Raw genomic sequence first — 21668 nt, forward strand, 5'->3', positions numbered from 1 at the left:
TAGCCAAAAAGCACCCCTAAGGGGTGCTTTCAGCTTAAAGCTACTTTTGTGGTCTACTTGGAGTGGATATAGTCGATAATGCATCTCCAGCTTCCATATCAGCTTCTGATTGAACTGATATATCCCCTAATGAAACAATACCTACTAAATTACCATTTTCAACAATAGGCAATCGTCTAATTTGATTCTCCGCCATCAAATCAGCAGCTTCTTGAGTCGTCATTTCTGGATTTCCATAAACCAACCCACTAGACATAATCTGCTCTACAGCAGTATTACCATCACTATTCTCAGCAACATTACGAATTGTAATATCTCGATCTGTTACTATCCCTACTGGCTCCTGACCATTACTAACAGGAATTGCCCCTACATTTAATTCTTTCATCTTTTGAGCTGCTTCACTTACACTTGCAGTTGGCTCAACCGTTGATACATCTGAAGTCATAACCTGTCTAATATCCATTATATCCTCCTCCTTTTCAAGATTAGGATATGCAATTAATTAAATTTTAATCATAACTTAATTAATTGCTACTGACTTTGCTTAATTGCTGAGTATCACTAACAGATAATCTATTTTCTACTAAAGATTTATACTTTAACCAGCCAACCAATAAAATTAAACTGAGCAAATAAATAATTAGGATCCCATAGCCAAGCTGAATACCTACTAAATCATTTATAAACCCTGTCAACCAATTAGCTAACAAAACATCTCCTAAACTACCTGCTGCTAAGGTCAAACTGATAATTATGGTTAACTGATCTTCAAATTTCTCAAACATAGCAGCCTGCATAGTAGGAAAAATAGGGGCCAAAAATAAACCTCCAATTGAAAATAAAATAGCAAACCGATCCGGACCAACCAATGCCACTGAAATAATCACTCCCGTACTAACAGCACAAATTAAGACCAAGTATAAATAACCTACTTTCTCTACAATAAAAATAGTTAAGAAACGTCCTAGCGTAAATAAAACAAAAAAGAGTGACAAATAAAAGCTGATTTCAGTCTCATTTCTTCCTTGTACATCAGTCAAATAAACCCCCAGCCAATTTGCTACACCAAGTTCAATCCCAACATATAATAAAAACATCATCGCAAAAATAACTACTCGAGAATCCTTAATCACTTCCAAAAATAGAGCTTTATTATTTTTATTCCCCTTTTTAGTTATGGGAAATTTACAATAAAGCCCTAACAATAATAAAGAAAGAACCAATCCAATTGCAAACAAATAGACACTCTCCCAGCTAAGACCTCTACGCAATAAATAACCAGCATAAATTGGAGCTAGAATCCCTCCAATTCCAAAAAAGAGGTGAAATATATTCATCTTTCTGCCTCGATCTTTAACAAAGATTAAAGAGGCTAATCTATTACTGGTCACACTTAAAATCCCTACTCCAACTCCAAAAAATCCCATAACAGCTACAAAGAGTTGATAAGTAGGCACATAACTGATTCCAATTAAAACAACCATAATCATTACCAAGCCTGTTAAAAATACATTCTTCAATCCAAATTTATTAATTAAAAACCCACTGCTAAACATAGCAATGACACTCCCACCAGCCATCATTGAAAAAACAAAGCCTAAATAAGAATAACTAATTTGAAAGCTATCCTGGATTAAAGGAGCAACTTGACCTCTTAAATTTACCAATACTCCAAAGGTTAAAAGCATTCCACAAGCTAAAACACCTAATAACTTATTATTATCTAACAAATTATAATCACTCCTCCTAACTATACAAGTTGAACTTAACTTTGGGATCTAGCCTTTTCAAGCCTAAAAGGATTTAACTTAATTATATTAAAGAAAATCATTAGTTCAATTTATATAACACCTTGAAACTAAAATCCTCATCTAAAAATAACATCGATATTATACTCACAATAATTGGTGCAGTGTAATAACTTAAAGTAGCTATTGTAACAGTAGTATTTTTAAGTGCCTGAAAGAAAAATATCCAATTCAAAGCTAAACTAACTCCCGTTTCTATTAACAAAAACCTACTATTTCCTTTTAATTCATAAGTAAATTTTTCTCTTTTAATTAAAATTATACTCAAGAAAATAAAAGCAAATAACACTCGATAAAAGACTATCAATTCCGCTGGATAAAGAATAAAATTAACCATTACTCCAATACTACCCCAAATTAACATAGCAACTGTAATATATAAATATCCTAGTTTACTCTTAGATAACATTTCAATCCTCCCTATCTATAACAAATAAATTATCCATGGAATTGTCAACCCAGATAATAATGTAGTCAAAAATACACCTTCTGAAGCCAATTCATAATCTCCACCAAATTCTTGAGCAAATATAACCGTAGTAACAGCTGCAGGCATTCCTGTTAAAATAACTGTCACTCCTAAGACTAGCTCGTTAACCGATAAGCTTCTTAACAGAACTAAAACAAAAAATGGTAAACCAATCAACCTCAATAAGGTTATCAACCATAATTTAAAATTGGTAAAGATTCGACTCAACTCTATTTGGGCCAATATTGAACCGACAACAAATAATGCTAAAGGAGTTGTTGTCCCCCCTACTTTCTCTAAGGTAGTAAGGATTGGCCCGGGTAGATCAATCGAAAATAAAAAGATAACTAAACCGACCATTACTGCTACAATGCCCGGAGTCAATAATTGCTTAGCAGAAAACTCTTGTTTGTTAGCTTGAGGAGTAATAATAAAGACCCCTATCGTCCAAATCATTAAATTAAAGATAGCATTATAAACTGCTGCTAAAAAGATACCCTCTGCTCCAAAAATCAAATCTATAACAGGATAACCTACAAATGCTGTATTGGCAAAAATTATCATGAATTGATAGATGTCTTTCTCTTTTTCTGTACTAGATAATATAAATCTAATCAGATAAGAAACTGAAATCATCAATAAATAAACAGCTAATGTAATAAAAAAAACACTACTTAAATTAGCTAGTCGTTCAAAACTAAATTCATAATTCATAGAAGTTATAATTAAAGCCGGTAAGGTAAGATTTAAAACTAATCCACTTAAATTTTCGTCAATACTCGGCTTGACAATTTCAAACTTTCTAAAACTAAAGCCTAGCAATACTAATAAAAATAGAACTAAAACTTGATTAAAAATTGCTATAAATTGGATTAAAACCACCCTTTCTTCATAAAAACAATTGCCTCTCTTGCTCATTATATTGAATTAATTATGTTTGTTATTGTATCATAATCGCTCTTCAATTAATAGTTCTATAATAAATTAATACTTCTGTAAGTTATAAAGCAGAGATAAATGCCGATATTAATCAACATTCATTAAGCATCTACTATTTCAAGTAATAATGGAGACTACTAGAGGAATAGTTATTAATGCTAATAAGGTACCAAAGAAGACTCCTTCAGAGGCTACAACAGGAGGATGTTTTTTATAGCGTTCAGCAAAAATTGCTGTAAGAGATGCTATCGGCATTCCTGTCAGTATAACACTAATACTTACAATCAAAAAATCAAAGTTCAATAAATTCAAAATAACAAATACTAATAATGGAAAAACAAGTTGCCTGAATAAGGCGATTGTCCATAACTTAAAGTTAGAAAAGACATTTGATACTTTAACCTTAGCTAAAGTTGAACCAACTACAAGCAAGGCCAAAGGAGTTGTAGTTCCACCCAACATTTCTAGTAAATCATTAATCAATCCTGGTATCTCTATCGAGAACAGAAATATTACAAAGCCAATTATAACGGCTACTATACCTGGATTTAATAACTTTTTATAGGAAAATCCACCTTCTTGTTCATCTTTGGTCATAATTATTACTCCAAAAGTCCACAAGAATATATTTACCACAAGATTATAAATTGCTGCTAAAAATATTCCCTCTCTCCCAAAAATAACATCAACAATTGGAAAGCCTATAAATACAGTATTACCAAAAACTATCATAAATTGATAAATTGAATTTTTATCGGGTGTGGAACTCATCACATAATTTACTACAATATATGCAATTGCAATCATTATCAAAAAAATTACTAAAGTAATTAAAAACATATCTCTAATTATAAATAAGCGTTCTAAACTAAATTGATAATCCATAGAAATTAAAATTAAAGAAGGAAAACTAATAGAAAGAACAATATTGGCTAAATTTTCATTCAGGTTTTCATCAACTATATTATATCTTCTCATAAAAAATCCTAAAAACAAAATAAAAAATAAAACCAAAACCTGACTAAATACAGTAAAAAAATTAATTATAACCATTCCTTTCTTGATTTAATTTGTTTCTGATATAGTTAATCAGACTTCACTGCTTTATTGAACTATTAATACCTATTTTTAAATTATTATAAACAAATTTTCATTTGATTATTAAATTAAATAGTTCTATAATTAAATCTAAGTACTTTATCAAGGTATTTAACCAGCATCCTTGGGTTATTAACCCATTAAATGTAATTTTTTTGAAGAGGTAACAAGGACTTTAACCGAAAGTAAAGAAAAAAGGTAATATAAAGAAGTAATCTAAAAGGAGGAGTTTGTTATGGAAAGTAATTATACAGTCAAAAATTTAGCAAGTTATTTTGATTGTAGCCCACAAACAATCCGTAATTATCTTAAACAAATCGAAGAGAAAAAACCTAAATTTGTTACTCGAGGTAAAAGGAATAAATATGTATTAACAGAAAATGGTTTCCAACATCTAAGACAATTATTAGGTGATAAACTGATTTGTAACAATAATTTCTTATTAAAGTTTATTATCTGTGACAAATTAAAATCATTAATTAATAAAGATACTAACTATATTTTACAGTATACTAAACGCACTAGAATTAAGCAAAAAAAAGACTTGACTTACTTTGATCAACTACCAGCCTTACTCCAAAAAAGATATGAGCAATTTGCTAAAAAAGTTCTATACTGGCTAAAAAGAAAGTTTCTTTCGCCAGATACAACAAAAATCATTGTAGATAGGCTACCAAAATGGGAACAGCATGATAAAGAAGATGCAGATATTAGAATAACATTCTATGAAAGTAGTCATCCGCAAGATTTAAACTTAATTATCAAGGAAGAATTAACCAATCTGCAAGAAATAAAGTTAGATAAATTTCAACAAAATTTGAAAAATACCAAACAGTTAAAGGAACAAATTTCTAATCTTCAATTCAATGTTACTAATAAAAAGCTCTTTCTTTCTAATTTAGAAGATTTATTAAATACGATTAGTAATGAGCGCCTAATTCGGAAACTCTTTAAATTAATAGTTGGGGCCAACCCTCATTATCAGATCATTGCTGAACCTGAAATTCTAATCATCAACTTTACCAAGATTAAGTTACCAACCAAAGTATCAGCTAATTATGACCAACAAAAAAATAAACTATTAATTAATTTTAATAATAACTGTAACTTAACCTGCTCATTAAATGCAGAAGAATCAGAAAAATTAATCATTAATTTCCAACAAGTACCACCAATTTTAGAATTAATTTCATTATAAAACTAAAATAATCTGCTCTTATAGTTTAAAAATATAAGCAAACCAAAAAAACTCACAATTAAAAACAACCCCCTGCTAAGCAAGGGGTTGTTAAGTAGTATTAGTTATAATACTCAAAATACTCTTCAACTGTAGGAATCTTTCCTAAGATAGCAGCAACTGCTGCTACATGAGCTCCACCTAAATAAGTCTTAGAATCAGCCGGGCCAATTCTAGATTGATAATTACGAGTAGTCGTTGTCAAAGCAGTAACATTAGATCCAATTCTACGCTTATTACCCATACATAAACCACAACCAGGCATCGTAATTGTAGCTCCAGCTGCTGTCAAATTGGCTAGACTGCCGTCCTGTGCCAGTTGATTATATATATCACGGGAAGCAGGACAGACTACAAAATTAACCCCCTGTGGTACTTGTTTACCTTCTAAAATTCTAGCTGCTGCTTGGATACTCTCTAAATCTCCTCCAACACAGCTACCAATAAAGATCTCATCTAACTCCACTCCACCTACTTCTGATAGACCAGCTACATTATCAGGATGGTGTGGCTTAGCTACTAATGGCTCCTCCAGCTCATCTAAAGGAATCTCAATTGTAGCTGCATACTGAGCATCTTCATCAGGTTGTAACAGAAGAGGATCAGCTAAAAATTCTTCAATTGATGCTATTGTTTCTTTAACAGATGGAGAAGTTTCGGCATCTACTCTTGATTTTAAATACTCCAAATTATCCTCAATTGCTTCAATAGTCTTCTGATCAGGAACTACAACTCCAGCTGAAGCACTCCTTTCAGCTACAGCATTAGTCAGGATATATCGCTCATCAGAATCTAAAAATTCGACCCCTTCCATTTCAATAATCCGTCCATTATAGACATCTTTACCTACAGTTTTTTCAGCATAAACTACCAATGTAGAAACTAAATCTCTAGCAGTAATACCTTCTTTAGGCTGACCAGTAAAGACAACTCTTACTGATTCATCCATAGTTAGATCCTGCTTACCATACTTCATAGCACCTGCTACAATATCAGAGGCTGCTGGAAAAGAGACCCCTCGTGGTGTTCTGGTATGAGAGTCACCACCAACAATTACATCTGTCGGTAAGACAAAACGATTGGCAATAGTATGAATAATCCCTTCACCAGGCTCAAGACAGACTCCACCTCGCTTGGTAACAAAATCTTCAATAAATTGATGCCTGTCTCGATCTTCTGTAGATGGACATTCACCTGTATGGCATAAAGACTGAACTACAAACTCTGCCCCAAAATCTTCCCCAGCCATAGCTTGATACTCATCAAGTGTCATTGGCCCGGTAGTATCTTGAGAGAAGACCCCTCTAACCCTGACAGTAGCAGTCTCACCAGGTAAGATTGTATCTTTTCCATCAAGTCTATTAAAACCAACAATCTTTTGGGCCAATGTCTGTGGTACTCGTTCTTGCTCAGTCTCAGCCTCTGCTGGTAATTTGCTTTGATCAAAATTTATTCCTTCTTCTGTACAATAATCGCTGGCCCATTGCTGCAACTCATTACCTGCATTAAAATAATTCATACCACCTGCAGCTATCTTATTTAAGTTATACTTAATCGGTAATTTGATCTCTAACTCTTCTTCTCCATTAACAGTTAGTTTTTCATTATCCAAATCTAGCTCTAATCGATCCCCTTCTGTAATACTATCAGTATCACACTCTAATGGTAAGATGGCAGAAGCTACTAAAGAATTCTTAAAGATTGGAGCAAAACTTTTAGCAATTACAACCCCGCCTGCTTTCTTTTCTGGCTCACCATCAACTGGCTTACCTAATACCTGTAACATTGTATATGTAGCAGACTTTCGTGAAGAACCTTCCCCTAAAGCTGCTCCTGCTACAAAGAATATATCTTGCCCTTCTTCTTTTAATTTTTCTAAACGCTCTAAAAAGTCAGCTTCATCTTCCCGTCCATCCATAATAAATTGAGCATGTAATGGATGATCAGTTCGACTATCTGCATTTTTAGAAGGACTTAAGTGGCCGGTAGTAATATTATCGCCAACCTTAATACTTAACCCTTCATATTTATCTTCTAGCTTCCAATCAACAGCAAACTCTCGCTCAGCCCAACTTTTAATTATTCCTACAACAGTATCATTATCTATCATTAATTGGACTAATTTATCAAATTCCGCTCGATTAATCAACACTGTATCTTTTAGAATTTCTGTGATTTGATCAATAAAATACTCTTCCTCTAATAAATTAATCAACTCACCAGTAGCTGCTCCACCCTTCATTTGGGCCAACAACTCCAATGCTTTCTCCTGTGATAAGTAATCTGTTACTATCTCTTCTCTTACAATATCAGCCAAACCCTCTGCCTTAATATGTGAAGAAGGAAAGGTTCCCCTTCTTACTTCTTCAGTTAATAACCTCAAAAGTAATTGGTCTAACCTCTCTTCAGCAAAAATAGTAAACATCTCATCATCTAAACCTTCTAGTTGCAATCCTGCAATTATTGCTTCAACTTCAACAGTTGATAATGGTCGTGGTGGTAAATCATAATCTTTCTTTCTGGCTAAAGCTTTCTTCTTATAGTCTTCTAAAACTTCTAATAGATTTCTTTTCTCCATACTCTACTCCTCCTATAATTATTTGCTTATAATTATATCTTAAAACTTATAAATTTACAAATAGTTCACATCAGTTAAGACTAAACTTGATCTTAAGATTTAGTTAAAGAGTTAATTATTTTCTACTACTTCCTCCAGTTTAGCCTTTTCAGTCGTTGATAATAAATTATTAAGAGCCAATAAAATAATTAATCTATCTTCTAGCTTGGCAATTCCATCAATAAACTCCGTCTTTATCCCAGCCATCCCTCTTGAAGGTTGAGAAACCTGTCCCTGAGCAATCCTAACTACTTCTGAGGCATCATCAACAATAAAACCTACCTCAGTTTCATTGATTTTAACGACTATAATTCTAGTTTCAGCCTCAGGATCATAGTTGAATTCTAACCTCTTTCTTAAATCAATAATAGTAATAATATCTCCTCTTAAATTAATAATTCCTTCAATAAAATCAGCACTCTGTGGCAATTTCGTTACTTCTTTCCGCTTAATAATCTCTTGTACTTGCATAATTTTGACTCCAAATTCTTCTCTTCCCAATTTAAATACAATAAACTGATTAATCTTATCCATACTTATCCCCCCTCAATTTATAATACAATTTCTAAAAAAGAAAGTAAAGAACAAATCATAACTAGAATCTTAAAATCAAAAGTTCACTCAATCAAAAGCCTATATAACTACTATGTAAGGGACGGCCTCTGTGCCGCCCCTACAAAATTATTTTCCCGTCATATCAATTTTTTTACTGACACAAACACTCATTTATAAAGCACCATCGTACTGATTCTAGGAACAATCACTTGCTTGCCATTTAACACCTCCAAAGTTTCAACCCCTGCTTGTTGATCAGCAACTACAATCTTCCAGACTCCCTCAGTCGGTAAGAAGACTTGTTGTGCTTCTAAGTAAGGGTTATAAATCACTATGATCTCCTCCCATAGATCACCATTGGCATGCTCCTGTAACTGATAAGCGATTATTCCCTCAGAACTATCCAAAAATTTGAAATATTTTTTTATTTGATCAGCAGTATTCATCCTGAATGCTGGATGCTTTCTTCGCAACTCAATCAAACCCTGGTAATACTTAAAGGTATCATGATTATATATCTTACGTTCCCACTCAATTTGGTTAATTGCATCAGGAAAGTTATAACTATTTTCTACTCCATATTTAGTTCTTAAAAGTTCAACTCCCCCATGTAAAAATGGGATTCCTTGTGAAGTTAGTACAATTGCATTAGCTAAATTATTCATTCTAATCTTATCCTCATAAGTAGCATCTGGATTACTTCTTTCAATTTTATCCCATAAGGTCAGATCATCATGTGCTGAAACATAGTTAATAGCTTCTTCAGGAGCGAAAGTAAAAGAATTGATTCCACCCATAACTCCTACCTTCACCTTCTGAATTGTCTCTTTATCTAACTTACCATTAACATAACCTTTATCTTCGCCTCTAGTACTGCCCTTTAAAGCATCCCTAAACTCATCATTAAAGACAGCAACTCCTGATTCCTGTTGATTTCCTTTTCTCATCTGTTGCTCCATTGGTAATGGAGAAAAATCAGCTGTCCAGGGCTCTCCATAGACTAAAATTCTAGGATCAATCTCTTTTAACTCCTGAGCTATTCTTTCCATCGTCTCTTGATCATGAAGAGCCATCAAATCAAACCTAAAACCATCAATATGATACTCTTTAGCCCAATATTTAACTGATTCAATAATAAATTTACGAACCATCGGATGTTCAGAGGCAACTTCATTACCACAACCTGAACCATTAGAATAATTACCCTGTTCATTGAATCGATAATAAGCCTCAGGGGCCAACTTTCCAAAATTAGAATTATTAGTTTCATAAGTATGATTATAAACAACATCCATAACTACTCGAATCCCATTACGGTGTAAAGCTAGAATCATCTCTTTTGCTTCTCGAATTCTAACCAGTGGATTAGCAGAATCTCTAGCATAAGATCCTTCTGGAACATTATAATTTTGTGGATCATAACCCCAATTATATTGATAATCAACACTTTCATCAACAGTAGCAAAATCAAAGATTGGTAGTAGATGAATATGGGTAACCCCTAACTCTTTTAAGTGAGCAATTCCAGTCTTGATCTCTGTCTTAGGAATCGTCGTCCCTTCTTCAGTAAATGCTAAAAATTTACCCTTATGCTCCATCCCAGAATGTGGAGAAATAGAAAAATCTTTGACATGCATTTCATAAATGATACTATCTTCTATTTCAACCAGAGGAGGCTTTTGATCATTTGTCCAATCTGCTGGATCACTCTCCTTTAAATCAATAACTACTCCTTTATGTCCATTTTGAACTACTGCTTTAGCATACGGATCGACTACACACTTAATCTCATTATCTATCTCTACAATATAATTATAAAGTTTGTTCTTTTGATCACCACTTACAACTATACTCCACACCCCTTGCTGCTCCTGGTTCATCTTAACAACTTGCCCTCCCCCTTCCTGAGAAGGAGCTGGTTCATATAAGATTAAATCAACACTACTGGCTTTAGGAGACCAGACAGCAAATTCAGTCTGTTCAGAGCTATAGTTGGCCCCTAGTTTTCTATTCAAAGGATAGTCATTATCTAACATCTAAACACCCCTCCTTTCGTAATAAAAAAGCCAGCCTTACAGCTGGCTAATACAACTTTAATCTGTCTGCTTATACATCAATTGGTAATAATCATCGACCATTCTTGCGGCAGAAAACTTCTGATACGTATCTTCATGGCTTGCTTGCATCATCTTTACCCACTGATCTTGTTTTTGATAATAAGTCGGTAAAACCTCATCAAATAATACCTTATAAAGATTTTCAAGATCATATTCATCTAATTTCTTAATCTTTTCGTCATAACCTCCTGAAAAATCTTCAGCAGTCTTTGGTTCAGTTCCAATCGCCCAACCATTCTTACCATGGCGACAAGCTTCTGGCCACCAACCATCAAGAATACTTAAATTAAGTACTCCATTCATAGCTGCCTTCATTCCAGAAGTACCACTCGCTTCCTTAGGTCGGCGAGGATTATTCAACCAAACATCACATCCTCGTGTCAACCATCTACCTGTTTCCATATTATAATCTTCAATAAAGACAACACTTTCAGGATACTTTTTAGACATCTTGACTAAATTGGCTATAATCTCTTTACCCATATCATCTAATGGGTGAGCTTTACCAGAGAAGATGATTTGAATCTTACCTTCTTCTAAATACTTCTTAATTCTTGCTTCATTAGTAAAGATTAAATCACTTCTTTTATAAGGTGCAGCACGACGAGCAAATCCTATCAATAATTTTTCAGGATCTAGCTTTACTCCATTCTTCTGCTCTACATATTCTAATAACTCTCTTTTTATCTCTTGGTGTGTCTCCCAAATATTATCTCCATCTCTAAAAGCTTTTACTATTCGATCATCAACCCAGGTGGCTTGATGTACTCCATTAGTAATACCTAAAATTGGAGGAGCATTATCTACATAATCCCACATCTTACGTGCTGTCTTTTTATGTAGCTGTGCTACTCCATTTGCATTTCGACCCAACCTTAAACCAGCAACGGTCATATTAAATGGAGCATCTCCTAAAGCTACCATCTGTTCTGTTGTCAAGTTCTGATCTGCTCCCATATACCTTAGTAACGAATGTGAATGCCGTTCATTTCCTTGCTCTACTGGAGTATGAGTTGTAAATACTATATCTTCCTTCGTTTTCTGCCAAGCTTGATCAAAACCAATCTCTTCTTGATCCATCTTTTCTCTGATTAATTCAATCCCAGCAAATACAGCATGCCCTTCATTAAAGTGATAGACATCTGGTTCGATATTCAACTCCCGTAATGCTCTAACCCCTCCAATACCTAAGACCATCTCCTGAGCAATTCTTTCCTCAGCAAACCCACCATAAAGTTGGCCAGTAATCCATCTATCTGCACCATCATTCTCTGGAAGGTCCGTATCTAATAAGTATAGATCAGCATGACTAAACTCATCTACCTTCCAAACCTTACAGTAAACATCCCGTTGCCTAATCTTGACCTTGACTTTAACTCCCGTATCCTTTAAAAAATCATAATCATAAATTTTATAACTATCATAGGGTTGGCCCTCATCATCGATCTGTTGATAATGATAACCTTGTTTCCATAAAATTCCTATTCCAACCAAAGGAGCACCGTCATCCTTAGCAGCTTTTAAGTGATCACCAGCTAAAATTCCCAATCCTCCTGAATAAATATTAAAGCTATTATCCAAACCATATTCCATACAAAAATAAGATACTTGTGGCTTTTTTGTCTGCTTAGCCATTAACATCCTCCTTATAAATCTTAATTGAAGTATAATCAACCTACATATCTTATTATAGACTAAATAAAGTTTATCTATTTAACTCAACTCCATAATTTACAATAAACTACTTCCTTATTTATATTTATTATCCATCTATGTAATTTATATCTTTTTATAAATATTTAATAGATAAATTAGCAGTCAATAACTTAAAAAAGCCACTATAAAAAATATCCAGACCTTCAAAAGCATAATTTCATAAAGATCAAAAAAAGTGACCTTCCGGTCACTTAATCAAATAATTTCAACTGTTTAAAATCCCCCTGTTTTAAGTTAGATAAGCTGACTCCAACTAACCTTACTTTCTTCTTCAATTCAATCCCTTCTAATAACCGCTCAACAACTTCATAAATTTCCTCTTCATTATCAAAATACCTCTCCTCAGTCTTACTACGGGAAATTTCAACAAAATCTTCATACTTTATCTTAACTGTAATGGTTCTGCCTTTGACTTCTTTTTTCACCGCTCGTTGAGCTACCTGATGGCTCAAATGTTTTAAATTTTCTAATACTGCAACTTTATCATTTAAATCAAAGCTAAAGGTCGTCTCTTTTCCAATCGACTTCGGAGGGCCAGGTGGAGTGACCTTTCTCTCATCTTTTCCCCAAGCTAAATTATATAACTGATAACCTTTCTTGCCTAACTTTCTAATCAAAAAATGTTTATCAGATTTAGCAATATCTTCAACTTCACATAATCCTAATCTCTTTAGCTTCTTTTCTGTTTGAGGGCCAACCCCCCACAACTGACTCACACCTAAAGGGAATAACAAATCTTCAACGTCAAAAGGTGAAATAAGCTTAAATCCATCTGGCTTATCAAAGTCAGATGCCAACTTAGCTAAAAATTTATTATAACTAAGTCCTACCGAAGCAATCAATCCCACCTCTTCTTTAATCCTACGCTTAATCTCCTTAGCTAATTGTAGACTATTACGCTTATTTTGGTTTAAATCCAAAAATGCTTCATCCAATGACAACGGTTCAACCAGTTCTGTATATTGAAGGAAGATATCATGAATTTGAGATGATATTTCCTTATAACGTCTATGGCGTGGCTTTAGGTAAACTCCGTGAGGACAGAGTCTTCTAGCTTGATGCATCGGCATTGCCGAATGAATTCCATAATTTCTAGCCTGATAAGAAGCAGTACTGACAACTCCCCTTCTACTCAAACCACCAATAATTACAGGTTTGCCGAACAAATCAGGATTATCTTTCATTTCAACCGCTGCATAAAAAGCATCCATATCAAGATGCATAATATCTAATTCCATAATTCCACCCTCGAAAAATCCATTTAATATTTAACACTTAACATTTAATAACTAAAATTAAAAAAAACAACTTAAAAATATAATCTCTTTTTATTCATTATTCATTATTCATTATTCATTATTCAATATTCATTGCTTTTCAGATTTTTCGCAATAACCTCTCTTACATATAAGGTTATATCATCCCGTTCTTCTTTTGATAGCTTATCTACATAAATTGGATCAGAAATAATCAACTCTACCTCAGCTGCTGAAAGTAAACCCTCTTCTCCATTATTAATCTGGTAAGAATTATTGATCGTAACCGGTACAATTGGAACACTCTCCCGTAAAGCTATCTTTAAACTACCCCGCTTAAATTTATTCAATTTAGCAGAACGGCTCCGCGTACCCTCAGGAAATATAACTAAAGATTGGCCCGTCTTAAAGACTTGGCCCGCATTCTTGAAAGCTTTTAAAGTTTGACGAAAGTCATTCCGCTTAATAAAGATACAACTCAGCTTCTTCATCCACAGATTAATTACTGGTAAATATCTCAACTCCCATTTAGCAATAAATGATTTAGGATGCTTAATATAACCTAACAATAATGGAATATCAAAAGCTCCTTGATGGTTAGCCACAAACAAAACAGGTTGGTCAGGTATTTTTTCACTTCCTAAGACTTTAACCTCACTCCCAGTTGTATCAACTACCTTCTCTCCCCACTGATAAGCAACTTGGTTAGCATAAGATCGTACTTCTTCCGTCTTAGCTGTCCATTCTAACCATATCAATTTAACAAATTGAGCTAACCGTAAAAATAGTAAATCTGCTACAAACATTACTAACCATATTAAATCCTTTAACATATCATCACTCCTGGCTGATTTATTAAGTAATTCATTCTAATTATGCTTTTATTATATCTAATCATTCCCCTCTAAACAACCACAAATCATTAATATCTCAATAGGTAATTATGAAGCGGAATTTAATTGATATTAAGTGGCACTTTCAGTGCCACTTAATATCAGCTATCAGCCTTCAGTCGTGAGCCAGTTCAAAATCTTCAAAGCTAAAATCTAAAATCACTTAACCCCTTAAAATCAAAAGCTTAAAGCTTGTTTTGAATTTGATTTTATGGTTTTGTTTTTAGCTGATAGCTGAGGGCTGACCGCTGACCCTACGAGTTCTAAAATTCCAAGAACTCTCCGTAACAAAAACCATTCGCTATGTGGCACAAAAGTGCCACATTATTGTAATTTAGTTTTACTTTAACGTTTGATATTTCTAAAAAAGACTATCCTTACGGATAGCCTCAATTCCTTATGCATATTTCTTCTCTAGATATTCAATTATCTTCACTGAATCATTAACTACTGTACCGTCACTATCCTCTATTACTGGCACTTTAATCTGACCTGATAACTCCTTAATCTTAGTTCTTTTACTTCTCTCTCTTGGAACCTCTATCTTTTCATACTCCAAATCTAATTGATTCAGTTTTCGTCTTACTTTAACACAATAAGGACAAGATTCAAATTGATAAAGTTTAATCATTTTTATCCTCCTGTTGTAATTTTTAACAGATGACCCTGCTATACTATTATAAGCTATTAACTTATATTTTGCCACAATTATTATCTTATCTATTCTCTAACTCACATAGAACAATGCTTTATCCACTACTAAATAATTAACTCCTAGAACATTTTTATCTGTTCTTTTAATCCAAGAAGGTACTAGCTGCCCTTCTTCCCTTAGATATATGATAAATTCCTCTAAAAAAATTGCCCTGTTTTCGATAGTTGGCCCCTAATAAAAGATGAGTATACTGGCTTTCTTCTATTTCCAAAGAGCGTTTTAAATTCTCTTCAGCTCGGTTATAATCCCTTGCTTTATAATTGACAATAGCTAAATAATTATAACTCCATATATTTTTGGGATCGAATTCAATTATCCTTTCAAAATTATCCTCTGCTTGTTGATAGTCTCGACTAATATAATAAGCAAAAGCTAAATAATTTAGAAGTTCAATATTATCAGGCTTGCTAGCCAATTGAATCTGATAGTCATCAATCATCTCCTCTATCTTCATTTCATAATCTTCCACTTCTTCATCTAAATGATCAAAAATATTGTTGGCCTTTTCTACCTCACCTAAGTTAGCATAAGCAACAGCCAACTCATACATATACTCTAAATTATCTTTTTGCTCTAAAATCTTATTTCTTGCCGTAATTACCTCTTGCCATTCAACTTTATATTTTGTCTGAGCAATAACCAGACCTTGACTTAAGATTAAAATAATTAGACAACAAGCTAATTTTTTCATTATCTCCCCCCCAAGAAAGCAGATAATATTTAATAATTGATAATTAAAAACCTTTTCTCTTTATCGTGGCAATTGCTTTTAAGATTTTTTATCCTCTATACCTTTTATATTTCATATTTCTCGTAAATCAACCGGGCCAAAACATCTACCGCTTCAATCAAAACATCATCTAACATCTCTTCATTAGAAGGAAGAACTATCGTTTCTCCTTCATAATAAGAGTCTTCATATCTATCCCGCTTAGCAGTTGTTCTACTCAATTCCACTGTTCCAGTAGAGACATCTAATAATCTAAAATTAACCCTGGTATAGGCCTCTTTAATTACATTATATCTATCTTTCTTATCTCCAGTATAAATTTCAACCTCTTGGCTACTTTCATCTTGACTAACACTACCACTGATTACATCACCTGTTATTAAATAATCAACCCCTAATAAGCTTCCTATCTCTTGAGCAGTAGAAGAACCAACTAATCCTGATTGGCTTAAATGCTGCTCTTCCAAAATAGCATTAATCTGATCTCGTTCAATCACTTCAATAAATTTAGGCTCTTTTTCTAATAGTTGTGAAGTAAATAAACTACTTGCTCTTCTTCCTAAATTATAGCGATAACTAGTATCCGCAAAGTCCAAAATCGCTATCCTCTTCAACTTTATCTCTCTTAAGTTCTGATAAGCTTCATCTTCTTTTAAAGCCAACTTTTTATAATTCGAATCATACTGAGCAACATTTCTAAAAGCTTTATACGCTAATTCCCATTCCTCTTGCTCTAAATAATCTAGTCCTAACTTATAATTCTGCTCTTGATACTTCAGTTTAGCCTTACTTAATAACTTGCTAACCTCTGAAGTATCATCAATTACTTTTGCTTCTTCTAAATTAATTAAAGCTAATTCATACTGCCCTTCTTCTAAATAATTCTCTCCATCTTCTAAATAAGCTTGGTATCTAGCTTCTCTACGACTATTAATCCTTCGATAAACCCCCCAGATTCCTAATCCGACTAAAGTTACTATTCCTGCTTTTTTTTCTATGCTAGAATCACTACTAGATGAACTTTGGGCCAACGCATAATCAGCCCCTAAAAATGTAACAGTTATTACAATTAACAAAACCAATGCAACCTTTCTTAAATTACTACGCAATAAAATCATCACCTTTCTTTGTTACTCTTAATTGATATAATGTGTCACTTCGTGACACAGCCGTCAGCTATCAGCCATGAGTCGTCAGCCCAATCAAAACCTATTAAACCCCAACAAGTAAAACCATCTCAACTCAGGAAATATAATGGTTTCTAGATGTTTTAATTTTTATTGATTTTAAATGATCTTAACTGATAGCTGAGGGCTGACCGCTGACAGCTATGTGGCACTTTTGTGCCACATTATTGTAATTAAGCTTTACTTTTAAAACTAACTATTACTTTATAAATTCTAGATTTCACTATAAAAACCTTCTTAAAATCGAATCCTAAAAGAAAAAAAGCAGGGTTGGCCCCTGCTCTTTCTTAAAACTCTATCTTTGCTGTTAAAGCTCCCTCTACTCCTTGAGAACGATTAAATAAGCCCATCAAATCGGAAATTCCTACATCTGCTTTTAACGGGCCAAGATATAAGCCCATACCTGCTGCCCACTTAAAATCATTTTGAAGAGTAGAGTAGTTAACCCCCGTTCTCAGAGGCAAAAAACTCAACCAAGTCAGCTCCGTTGCAGCCGAAAACTTATGATCTTCATGATCCGACTCATAATATTTAGTGTAAGCATAGTCTGCTAAAATATCAATATTAGAGTTATAATCCATCTTACCTCCTAATCTGACTGTGGAAGGTAACTGCCAAACTAGCTCTCCATCTTTATCTATCTGTTCCTCTTCTTCCCACTCTTCATCAATATATTGATACTTAGATTTTGTATAGCCATCAGCAATCAAAGATCCAATATTCATAGTACTGAAACCAATTGTATATCGATCATCTAATACAGCATAACCACCAATATCAATTGCTGAACCAGTAGCTAAATTATCCGCTGGATCATTATATTTAACACTAAAGTAACCATCATCCCCTATAAAAGCACCTTTACCATCTTCATCATAGTCAAATTCACCTGTTCCTCTTCCTTCTAATTCATAAATCATTCCTGCTAACTGATGATAAGTAAAACCAACATATAACTCTTCTATACCCCAGCTATCAACTAAATCTTGTGGTGCTTGCATGGAAAGATTAATCCCTCCATCTCCATAAAGAGCTCCTGAAGCAGAACTTCCATCAAATTCATACTCCGAACCAATCTCATTTCCTTGCAACAATAACTCTGCAATATCAGAATTTAATGTTAATAAACCATCATGCTTGATATCACCGAACAAACCAACCGGGCCAATGATCAACTTGGCCCCTGTTCTAGCACCCGCTCCAAATAATAATCCATCATCCTCTATCTTTCCTAGTAACTCTTCCTTATCTCCATCATCAATATAATCATTCATCAGTAGATTGTTCCAAGCAGAGACTGATGCTCCTAACTCCAAACTGAAGATACTATCCCCAGCATTGATCGCCCCTGGATTGCCATATAAAGCATCTGGCCCAGTAATCGTCGTAAATTCATCACCTAGCCCAACCGTTTTCGCTGACGAAGCAAATGTCATCATTGACAACATAAAGACAAACACCAAACTAAGTACTAAAATTCGTTTATATTTAGTTAACATTGTTATCACCTGCCTCTCTTATTAATTATTTGACCTTAGCTGTCAAAACAGCATACAGATTATTAATTTCTATATAATCATTAGATCTCAATTCCATTTTTTCATCTGGTAGAATAATTTTGGCCCCAACATAAAGATTATCCTTAGTAAATGTATCAGCATCAGCTACATCAAAGAGAATTTCAAAGTCTTCATTATTAGACCTAGCTTCTAAATCAAATTTAGTAGCTAATTTATTCTCTAGTTGATAAAGTTCATCTTCTAACTCCTCATCAATTGTATAGTCAGAAATACTTGCTACATAGATTTTAATCTCAACTCCAATTGGTAATTCATTATCAACCTCAGCCTTCAATCGAGCATCCTTAATTCCTTGTTCAATTAATTCCAGATCATCTTCAGAAAGATTATCCTCTAGTGCTTCTGGCTCCAGTTTATGTTTTATCTCTTCTTTTAAATTAATCTCAATCGGTACCTCAGCATTAAACTTAAAATCAATCTGGCTATCAGACTCTATCTTGACAGAATCACCAGTCTGTCCCAGGCTATAATTTCCTCCATATTTAATCTTTTCTACTTCCTTTCCAATCACTAAATCAATCAAACCTGCAAGAGAAATCTTATCGCCCTCTATCTCCTCACTTAAATTTAAACTATCCTTATCTTCATCCTCATTTTCTCCATAATAGACAGTAATTTCAAAGTCATCTAATTCAATTCCAAGACCTAAATCATTCAATCCCTCAAAAATCAATTCCAATTTAAGCTCATCGCTGAACTCAATATCTGCTAATTCCTCAGGTAGATCAGCAAATGTATCTGATTCCACTTCTCTTTCCAAATCTTCAAGACCAAAATTATCTAGATCAACCTTAACATACTTAAATTCTACTTCATTGAACCCAGCCTTAATATCTATTTGACCATGGTCATCTTTGTTATATGTTATTGTATCTCCATCAGCTAAAACATCAACTTCAACTACAACTTCTATTTCTTCAGTTAAATCAAGAATTTTATCTTCTAAATCAATCCTATCATCATCACCTGCTGAAGTTCCATCCAGTTCAAATTTAGTTACATCAATTTCAAGCCCTGTATTTTCCAAACCAGTAACATTCAAATCTAAATAACCTGCTTTAAATTTAACTTCTTCTAATCCAGCTTCAAAACCATCAATCTTCATAATTTGAGCTTCATTTTCTTTAAAATCATCCCTTAACTCTAAATTTTCTACCTCTTCAACCTCTAAATCATTCTCAAACACAAAAGCAATATCTATCTCATCACTTTTTTCTCCAGATTCTTCAGAAGTATCTACCTTAATATCTACATCAATCTCATTAGGCAGAGTTTGTCCACTCAAATCCCAGACTTCTTCTCCACCACCAGCTACATCAATAGTAACCGAATCTCCTATCTTAGTTTCATCGGAGCTAAAAGTCAAAGTGATTTCTCCCTCTTCTAAATCTTCACCATGATTAGTTAATTTAACCTTCATTTCATTATCGTTATCATCACTAAAGACCATCTTATCAAAATTATCAAACTCTATCTTTTGTGATTCCAACTCTTCATTCTCTACTCCTCCATAAATTTTTAATCGTTCAAGTGCTGCCACTTCCCCCAAGCCAGGTACTTCAATTGCTCCAATACTAACATCATCCTCAACCTGTGGTAATTGATCAGCAACTTGATCTAACTGATCACCTAAATCAACTTCCTCTAATAGATCACTATAATGATACTCTACTACCTCATCATTCTCACCAAATTTTACATCTTTATCATCCAATAAGCCTCTTATATCTTCTCGCTCATGCTCAACCAACGGAATTCTAATCGGCACATCCCAAGCCGGGCCAAAAGTTCCGCGTGGATTCTCCGCACAGCCAACTACAACAAAAACAAGTATAAGTAATATTACTACCAAACCTATTATTCTTTTCATCATTTTTCCCTCCTTAATCTTATTGTCGTAATTTAACTTAATTTGTTAAGTGATTTATACCATTATATAAAATTCATTACAGATAAAACTGTAAAAACATTTGCTTTTGAGCTTTTCAACTATATTCTTTATTCAATGCTTTTAATTATTAAATATTCATTGCTCTTAATGTAATGTCCCTTCACGGTGCACAACATCATAAGCAAAAAGTGCATAGCCAACCTCTGCTACCTTAAACCCTTCTTGCTTAGCCATCCGGCGAATAAGTTCAACCATCCGCAGATAATCATCAGGCTTAAACCTTTCCTTCTCTCGTTCAAAATAACCAAGCCTATACAAAGTAGCCCAAACCCTAGTATCAACGACAGCATGATAAGTATCATCCAAACTGGTCAAAATTGCCGAAGCAGTCGGTGTTCCAACCCCCTGCAGACTAACCAATAAAGCCAATTGGCAGAATTCATCCTCAATCTGATAAGCAACCTCTGTCACCTTCTCAACTCTATATGCAGGATTCTTTTTGACATGATAGGAGCTGCGAGTAGAGTTAAGATGGGCCAACTGATATAGCTCCTCTTGTCTTAAGTATCCTTTCTGATGATATTTTTCACCAATCTGCTTTAATTTTTGGGGATATAATCCAGAAGTTTCAGGATAAATTTCTAAGTATTTACTAATATCTATTGTATCAATTATTATCACTCCCTGTCAAAAAATTACTCCTATATTTATTATAACCCGTTATAGTTATTTTGTCCATACAAACTGAGGTTAAAGCTGAGTAAAAAAGTAAGTTTTAATTGATATAATGTGTCACTTCGTGACACAGCCGTCAGCTATCAGCCATGAGTCGTCAGCCCAATCAAAACCTATTAAAC

The 21668-nt window shown here is 33.8% G+C and carries 18 protein-coding genes; 1 reads left to right on the plus strand and 17 read right to left on the minus strand.

Annotation, left to right across the window (positions count from 1 at the left end):
• Positions 1 to 40: 40 nt before the first annotated feature.
• The 5 genes from ACKF5P_RS10000 to ACKF5P_RS10020 all read right to left on the minus strand — a co-directional run bounded on the left by ACKF5P_RS10000 (position 41) and on the right by ACKF5P_RS10020 (position 4272).
• Positions 41 to 466: a CBS domain-containing protein gene (locus ACKF5P_RS10000; RefSeq protein WP_408955053.1), complete on the minus strand. Its 426-nt coding sequence runs from the start codon at positions 464 to 466 to the stop codon at positions 41 to 43.
• Positions 467 to 527: 61 nt separating this feature from the next.
• Positions 528 to 1733, minus strand: a complete 1206-nt coding sequence (locus ACKF5P_RS10005) for an MFS transporter (RefSeq protein ID WP_408955054.1) — start codon at positions 1731 to 1733, stop codon at positions 528 to 530.
• Between the two features lie 100 nt (positions 1734 to 1833).
• Positions 1834 to 2220 (minus strand): EamA family transporter, encoded by a 387-nt coding sequence (locus ACKF5P_RS10010; protein ID WP_408955055.1) that lies wholly within the window; start codon positions 2218 to 2220, stop codon positions 1834 to 1836.
• 15 nt (positions 2221 to 2235) lie between these two features.
• Positions 2236 to 3162 (minus strand): AEC family transporter, encoded by a 927-nt coding sequence (locus tag ACKF5P_RS10015; protein WP_408955056.1) that lies wholly within the window; start codon positions 3160 to 3162, stop codon positions 2236 to 2238.
• A 174-nt stretch (positions 3163 to 3336) separates the two neighbouring features.
• Entirely contained in the window at positions 3337 to 4272 is a 936-nt protein-coding gene (locus ACKF5P_RS10020; RefSeq protein WP_408955057.1) for an AEC family transporter, read from the minus strand.
• Positions 4273 to 4552: 280 nt separating this feature from the next.
• Here ACKF5P_RS10020 and ACKF5P_RS10025 point away from each other — a divergent pair, with 280 nt between their 5' ends.
• Entirely contained in the window at positions 4553 to 5515 is a 963-nt protein-coding gene (locus ACKF5P_RS10025; RefSeq protein ID WP_408955058.1) for a hypothetical protein, read from the plus strand.
• Positions 5516 to 5615: 100 nt separating this feature from the next.
• On the opposite strand, the gene ACKF5P_RS10030 is transcribed toward ACKF5P_RS10025, so the two are convergent.
• The 12 genes from ACKF5P_RS10030 to ACKF5P_RS10085 all read right to left on the minus strand — a co-directional run bounded on the left by ACKF5P_RS10030 (position 5616) and on the right by ACKF5P_RS10085 (position 21492).
• Positions 5616 to 8132 (minus strand): bifunctional aconitate hydratase 2/2-methylisocitrate dehydratase, encoded by a 2517-nt coding sequence (locus ACKF5P_RS10030; protein ID WP_408955059.1) that lies wholly within the window; start codon positions 8130 to 8132, stop codon positions 5616 to 5618.
• Positions 8133 to 8243: 111 nt separating this feature from the next.
• The gene (locus ACKF5P_RS10035) at positions 8244 to 8705 is read right to left on the minus strand and encodes a chemotaxis protein CheW (protein WP_408955060.1); all 462 of its coding nucleotides are present in this window, start codon (positions 8703 to 8705) and stop codon (positions 8244 to 8246) included.
• Positions 8706 to 8893: 188 nt separating this feature from the next.
• Positions 8894 to 10762, minus strand: a complete 1869-nt coding sequence (gene pulA / locus ACKF5P_RS10040; RefSeq protein WP_408955061.1) for a type I pullulanase — start codon at positions 10760 to 10762, stop codon at positions 8894 to 8896.
• Between the two features lie 57 nt (positions 10763 to 10819).
• Positions 10820 to 12478 carry an alpha-glucan family phosphorylase gene (gene glgP, locus ACKF5P_RS10045; protein WP_408955062.1) on the minus strand — a complete coding sequence of 553 codons (1659 nt, stop codon included), beginning with the start codon at positions 12476 to 12478 and terminating at the stop codon, positions 10820 to 10822.
• Between the two features lie 272 nt (positions 12479 to 12750).
• Positions 12751 to 13797: a DNA polymerase IV gene (locus ACKF5P_RS10050; RefSeq protein WP_408955063.1), complete on the minus strand. Its 1047-nt coding sequence runs from the start codon at positions 13795 to 13797 to the stop codon at positions 12751 to 12753.
• 122 nt (positions 13798 to 13919) lie between these two features.
• Entirely contained in the window at positions 13920 to 14648 is a 729-nt protein-coding gene (locus ACKF5P_RS10055) for a lysophospholipid acyltransferase family protein (RefSeq protein WP_408955064.1), read from the minus strand.
• Positions 14649 to 15105: 457 nt separating this feature from the next.
• On the minus strand, positions 15106 to 15339 hold the full coding sequence (locus ACKF5P_RS10060; RefSeq protein WP_408955065.1) for a glutathione S-transferase N-terminal domain-containing protein: 234 nt from the start codon (positions 15337 to 15339) through the stop codon (positions 15106 to 15108).
• A gap of 166 nt (positions 15340 to 15505) precedes the next feature.
• Entirely contained in the window at positions 15506 to 16114 is a 609-nt protein-coding gene (locus ACKF5P_RS10065; RefSeq protein ID WP_408955066.1) for a tetratricopeptide repeat protein, read from the minus strand.
• A gap of 104 nt (positions 16115 to 16218) precedes the next feature.
• Positions 16219 to 17271, minus strand: a complete 1053-nt coding sequence (locus tag ACKF5P_RS10070; RefSeq protein WP_408956654.1) for a CsgG/HfaB family protein — start codon at positions 17269 to 17271, stop codon at positions 16219 to 16221.
• A gap of 356 nt (positions 17272 to 17627) precedes the next feature.
• Positions 17628 to 18839: a hypothetical protein gene (locus tag ACKF5P_RS10075; RefSeq protein ID WP_408955067.1), complete on the minus strand. Its 1212-nt coding sequence runs from the start codon at positions 18837 to 18839 to the stop codon at positions 17628 to 17630.
• Between the two features lie 25 nt (positions 18840 to 18864).
• Positions 18865 to 20790 carry a hypothetical protein gene (locus tag ACKF5P_RS10080; RefSeq protein ID WP_408955068.1) on the minus strand — a complete coding sequence of 642 codons (1926 nt, stop codon included), beginning with the start codon at positions 20788 to 20790 and terminating at the stop codon, positions 18865 to 18867.
• 165 nt (positions 20791 to 20955) lie between these two features.
• The gene (locus ACKF5P_RS10085; protein ID WP_408955069.1) at positions 20956 to 21492 is read right to left on the minus strand and encodes a hypothetical protein; all 537 of its coding nucleotides are present in this window, start codon (positions 21490 to 21492) and stop codon (positions 20956 to 20958) included.
• Positions 21493 to 21668: the final 176 nt, after the last annotated feature.

Origin of the sequence: Natroniella sp. ANB-PHB2, from assembly GCF_046097105.1 — a bacterium.
GTDB lineage: Bacteria > Bacillota > Halanaerobiia > Halobacteroidales > Halobacteroidaceae > Natroniella.

Excerpts from the sequence above, each read along its gene's own strand:
- pulA (WP_408955061.1), bottom strand. The coding sequence starts at position 10,762 with ATGTTAGATAATGACTATCCTTTGAATAGAAAACTAGGGGCCAACTAT.
- ACKF5P_RS10035 (WP_408955060.1), bottom strand. The coding sequence starts at position 8,705 with ATGGATAAGATTAATCAGTTTATTGTATTTAAATTGGGAAGAGAAGAA.
- ACKF5P_RS10060 (WP_408955065.1), bottom strand. The coding sequence starts at position 15,339 with ATGATTAAACTTTATCAATTTGAATCTTGTCCTTATTGTGTTAAAGTA.
- ACKF5P_RS10055 (WP_408955064.1), bottom strand. The coding sequence starts at position 14,648 with ATGTTAAAGGATTTAATATGGTTAGTAATGTTTGTAGCAGATTTACTA.
- ACKF5P_RS10080 (WP_408955068.1), bottom strand. The coding sequence starts at position 20,790 with ATGAAAAGAATAATAGGTTTGGTAGTAATATTACTTATACTTGTTTTT.
- ACKF5P_RS10020 (WP_408955057.1), bottom strand. The coding sequence starts at position 4,272 with ATGGTTATAATTAATTTTTTTACTGTATTTAGTCAGGTTTTGGTTTTA.
- ACKF5P_RS10025 (WP_408955058.1), top strand. The coding sequence starts at position 4,553 with ATGGAAAGTAATTATACAGTCAAAAATTTAGCAAGTTATTTTGATTGT.
- ACKF5P_RS10065 (WP_408955066.1), bottom strand. The coding sequence starts at position 16,114 with ATGAAAAAATTAGCTTGTTGTCTAATTATTTTAATCTTAAGTCAAGGT.
- ACKF5P_RS10000 (WP_408955053.1), bottom strand. The coding sequence starts at position 466 with ATGGATATTAGACAGGTTATGACTTCAGATGTATCAACGGTTGAGCCA.
- glgP (WP_408955062.1), bottom strand. The coding sequence starts at position 12,478 with ATGGCTAAGCAGACAAAAAAGCCACAAGTATCTTATTTTTGTATGGAA.
- ACKF5P_RS10070 (WP_408956654.1), bottom strand. The coding sequence starts at position 17,271 with ATGATTTTATTGCGTAGTAATTTAAGAAAGGTTGCATTGGTTTTGTTA.
- ACKF5P_RS10010 (WP_408955055.1), bottom strand. The coding sequence starts at position 2,220 with ATGTTATCTAAGAGTAAACTAGGATATTTATATATTACAGTTGCTATG.
- ACKF5P_RS10075 (WP_408955067.1), bottom strand. The coding sequence starts at position 18,839 with ATGTTAACTAAATATAAACGAATTTTAGTACTTAGTTTGGTGTTTGTC.
- ACKF5P_RS10030 (WP_408955059.1), bottom strand. The coding sequence starts at position 8,132 with ATGGAGAAAAGAAATCTATTAGAAGTTTTAGAAGACTATAAGAAGAAA.
- ACKF5P_RS10050 (WP_408955063.1), bottom strand. The coding sequence starts at position 13,797 with ATGGAATTAGATATTATGCATCTTGATATGGATGCTTTTTATGCAGCG.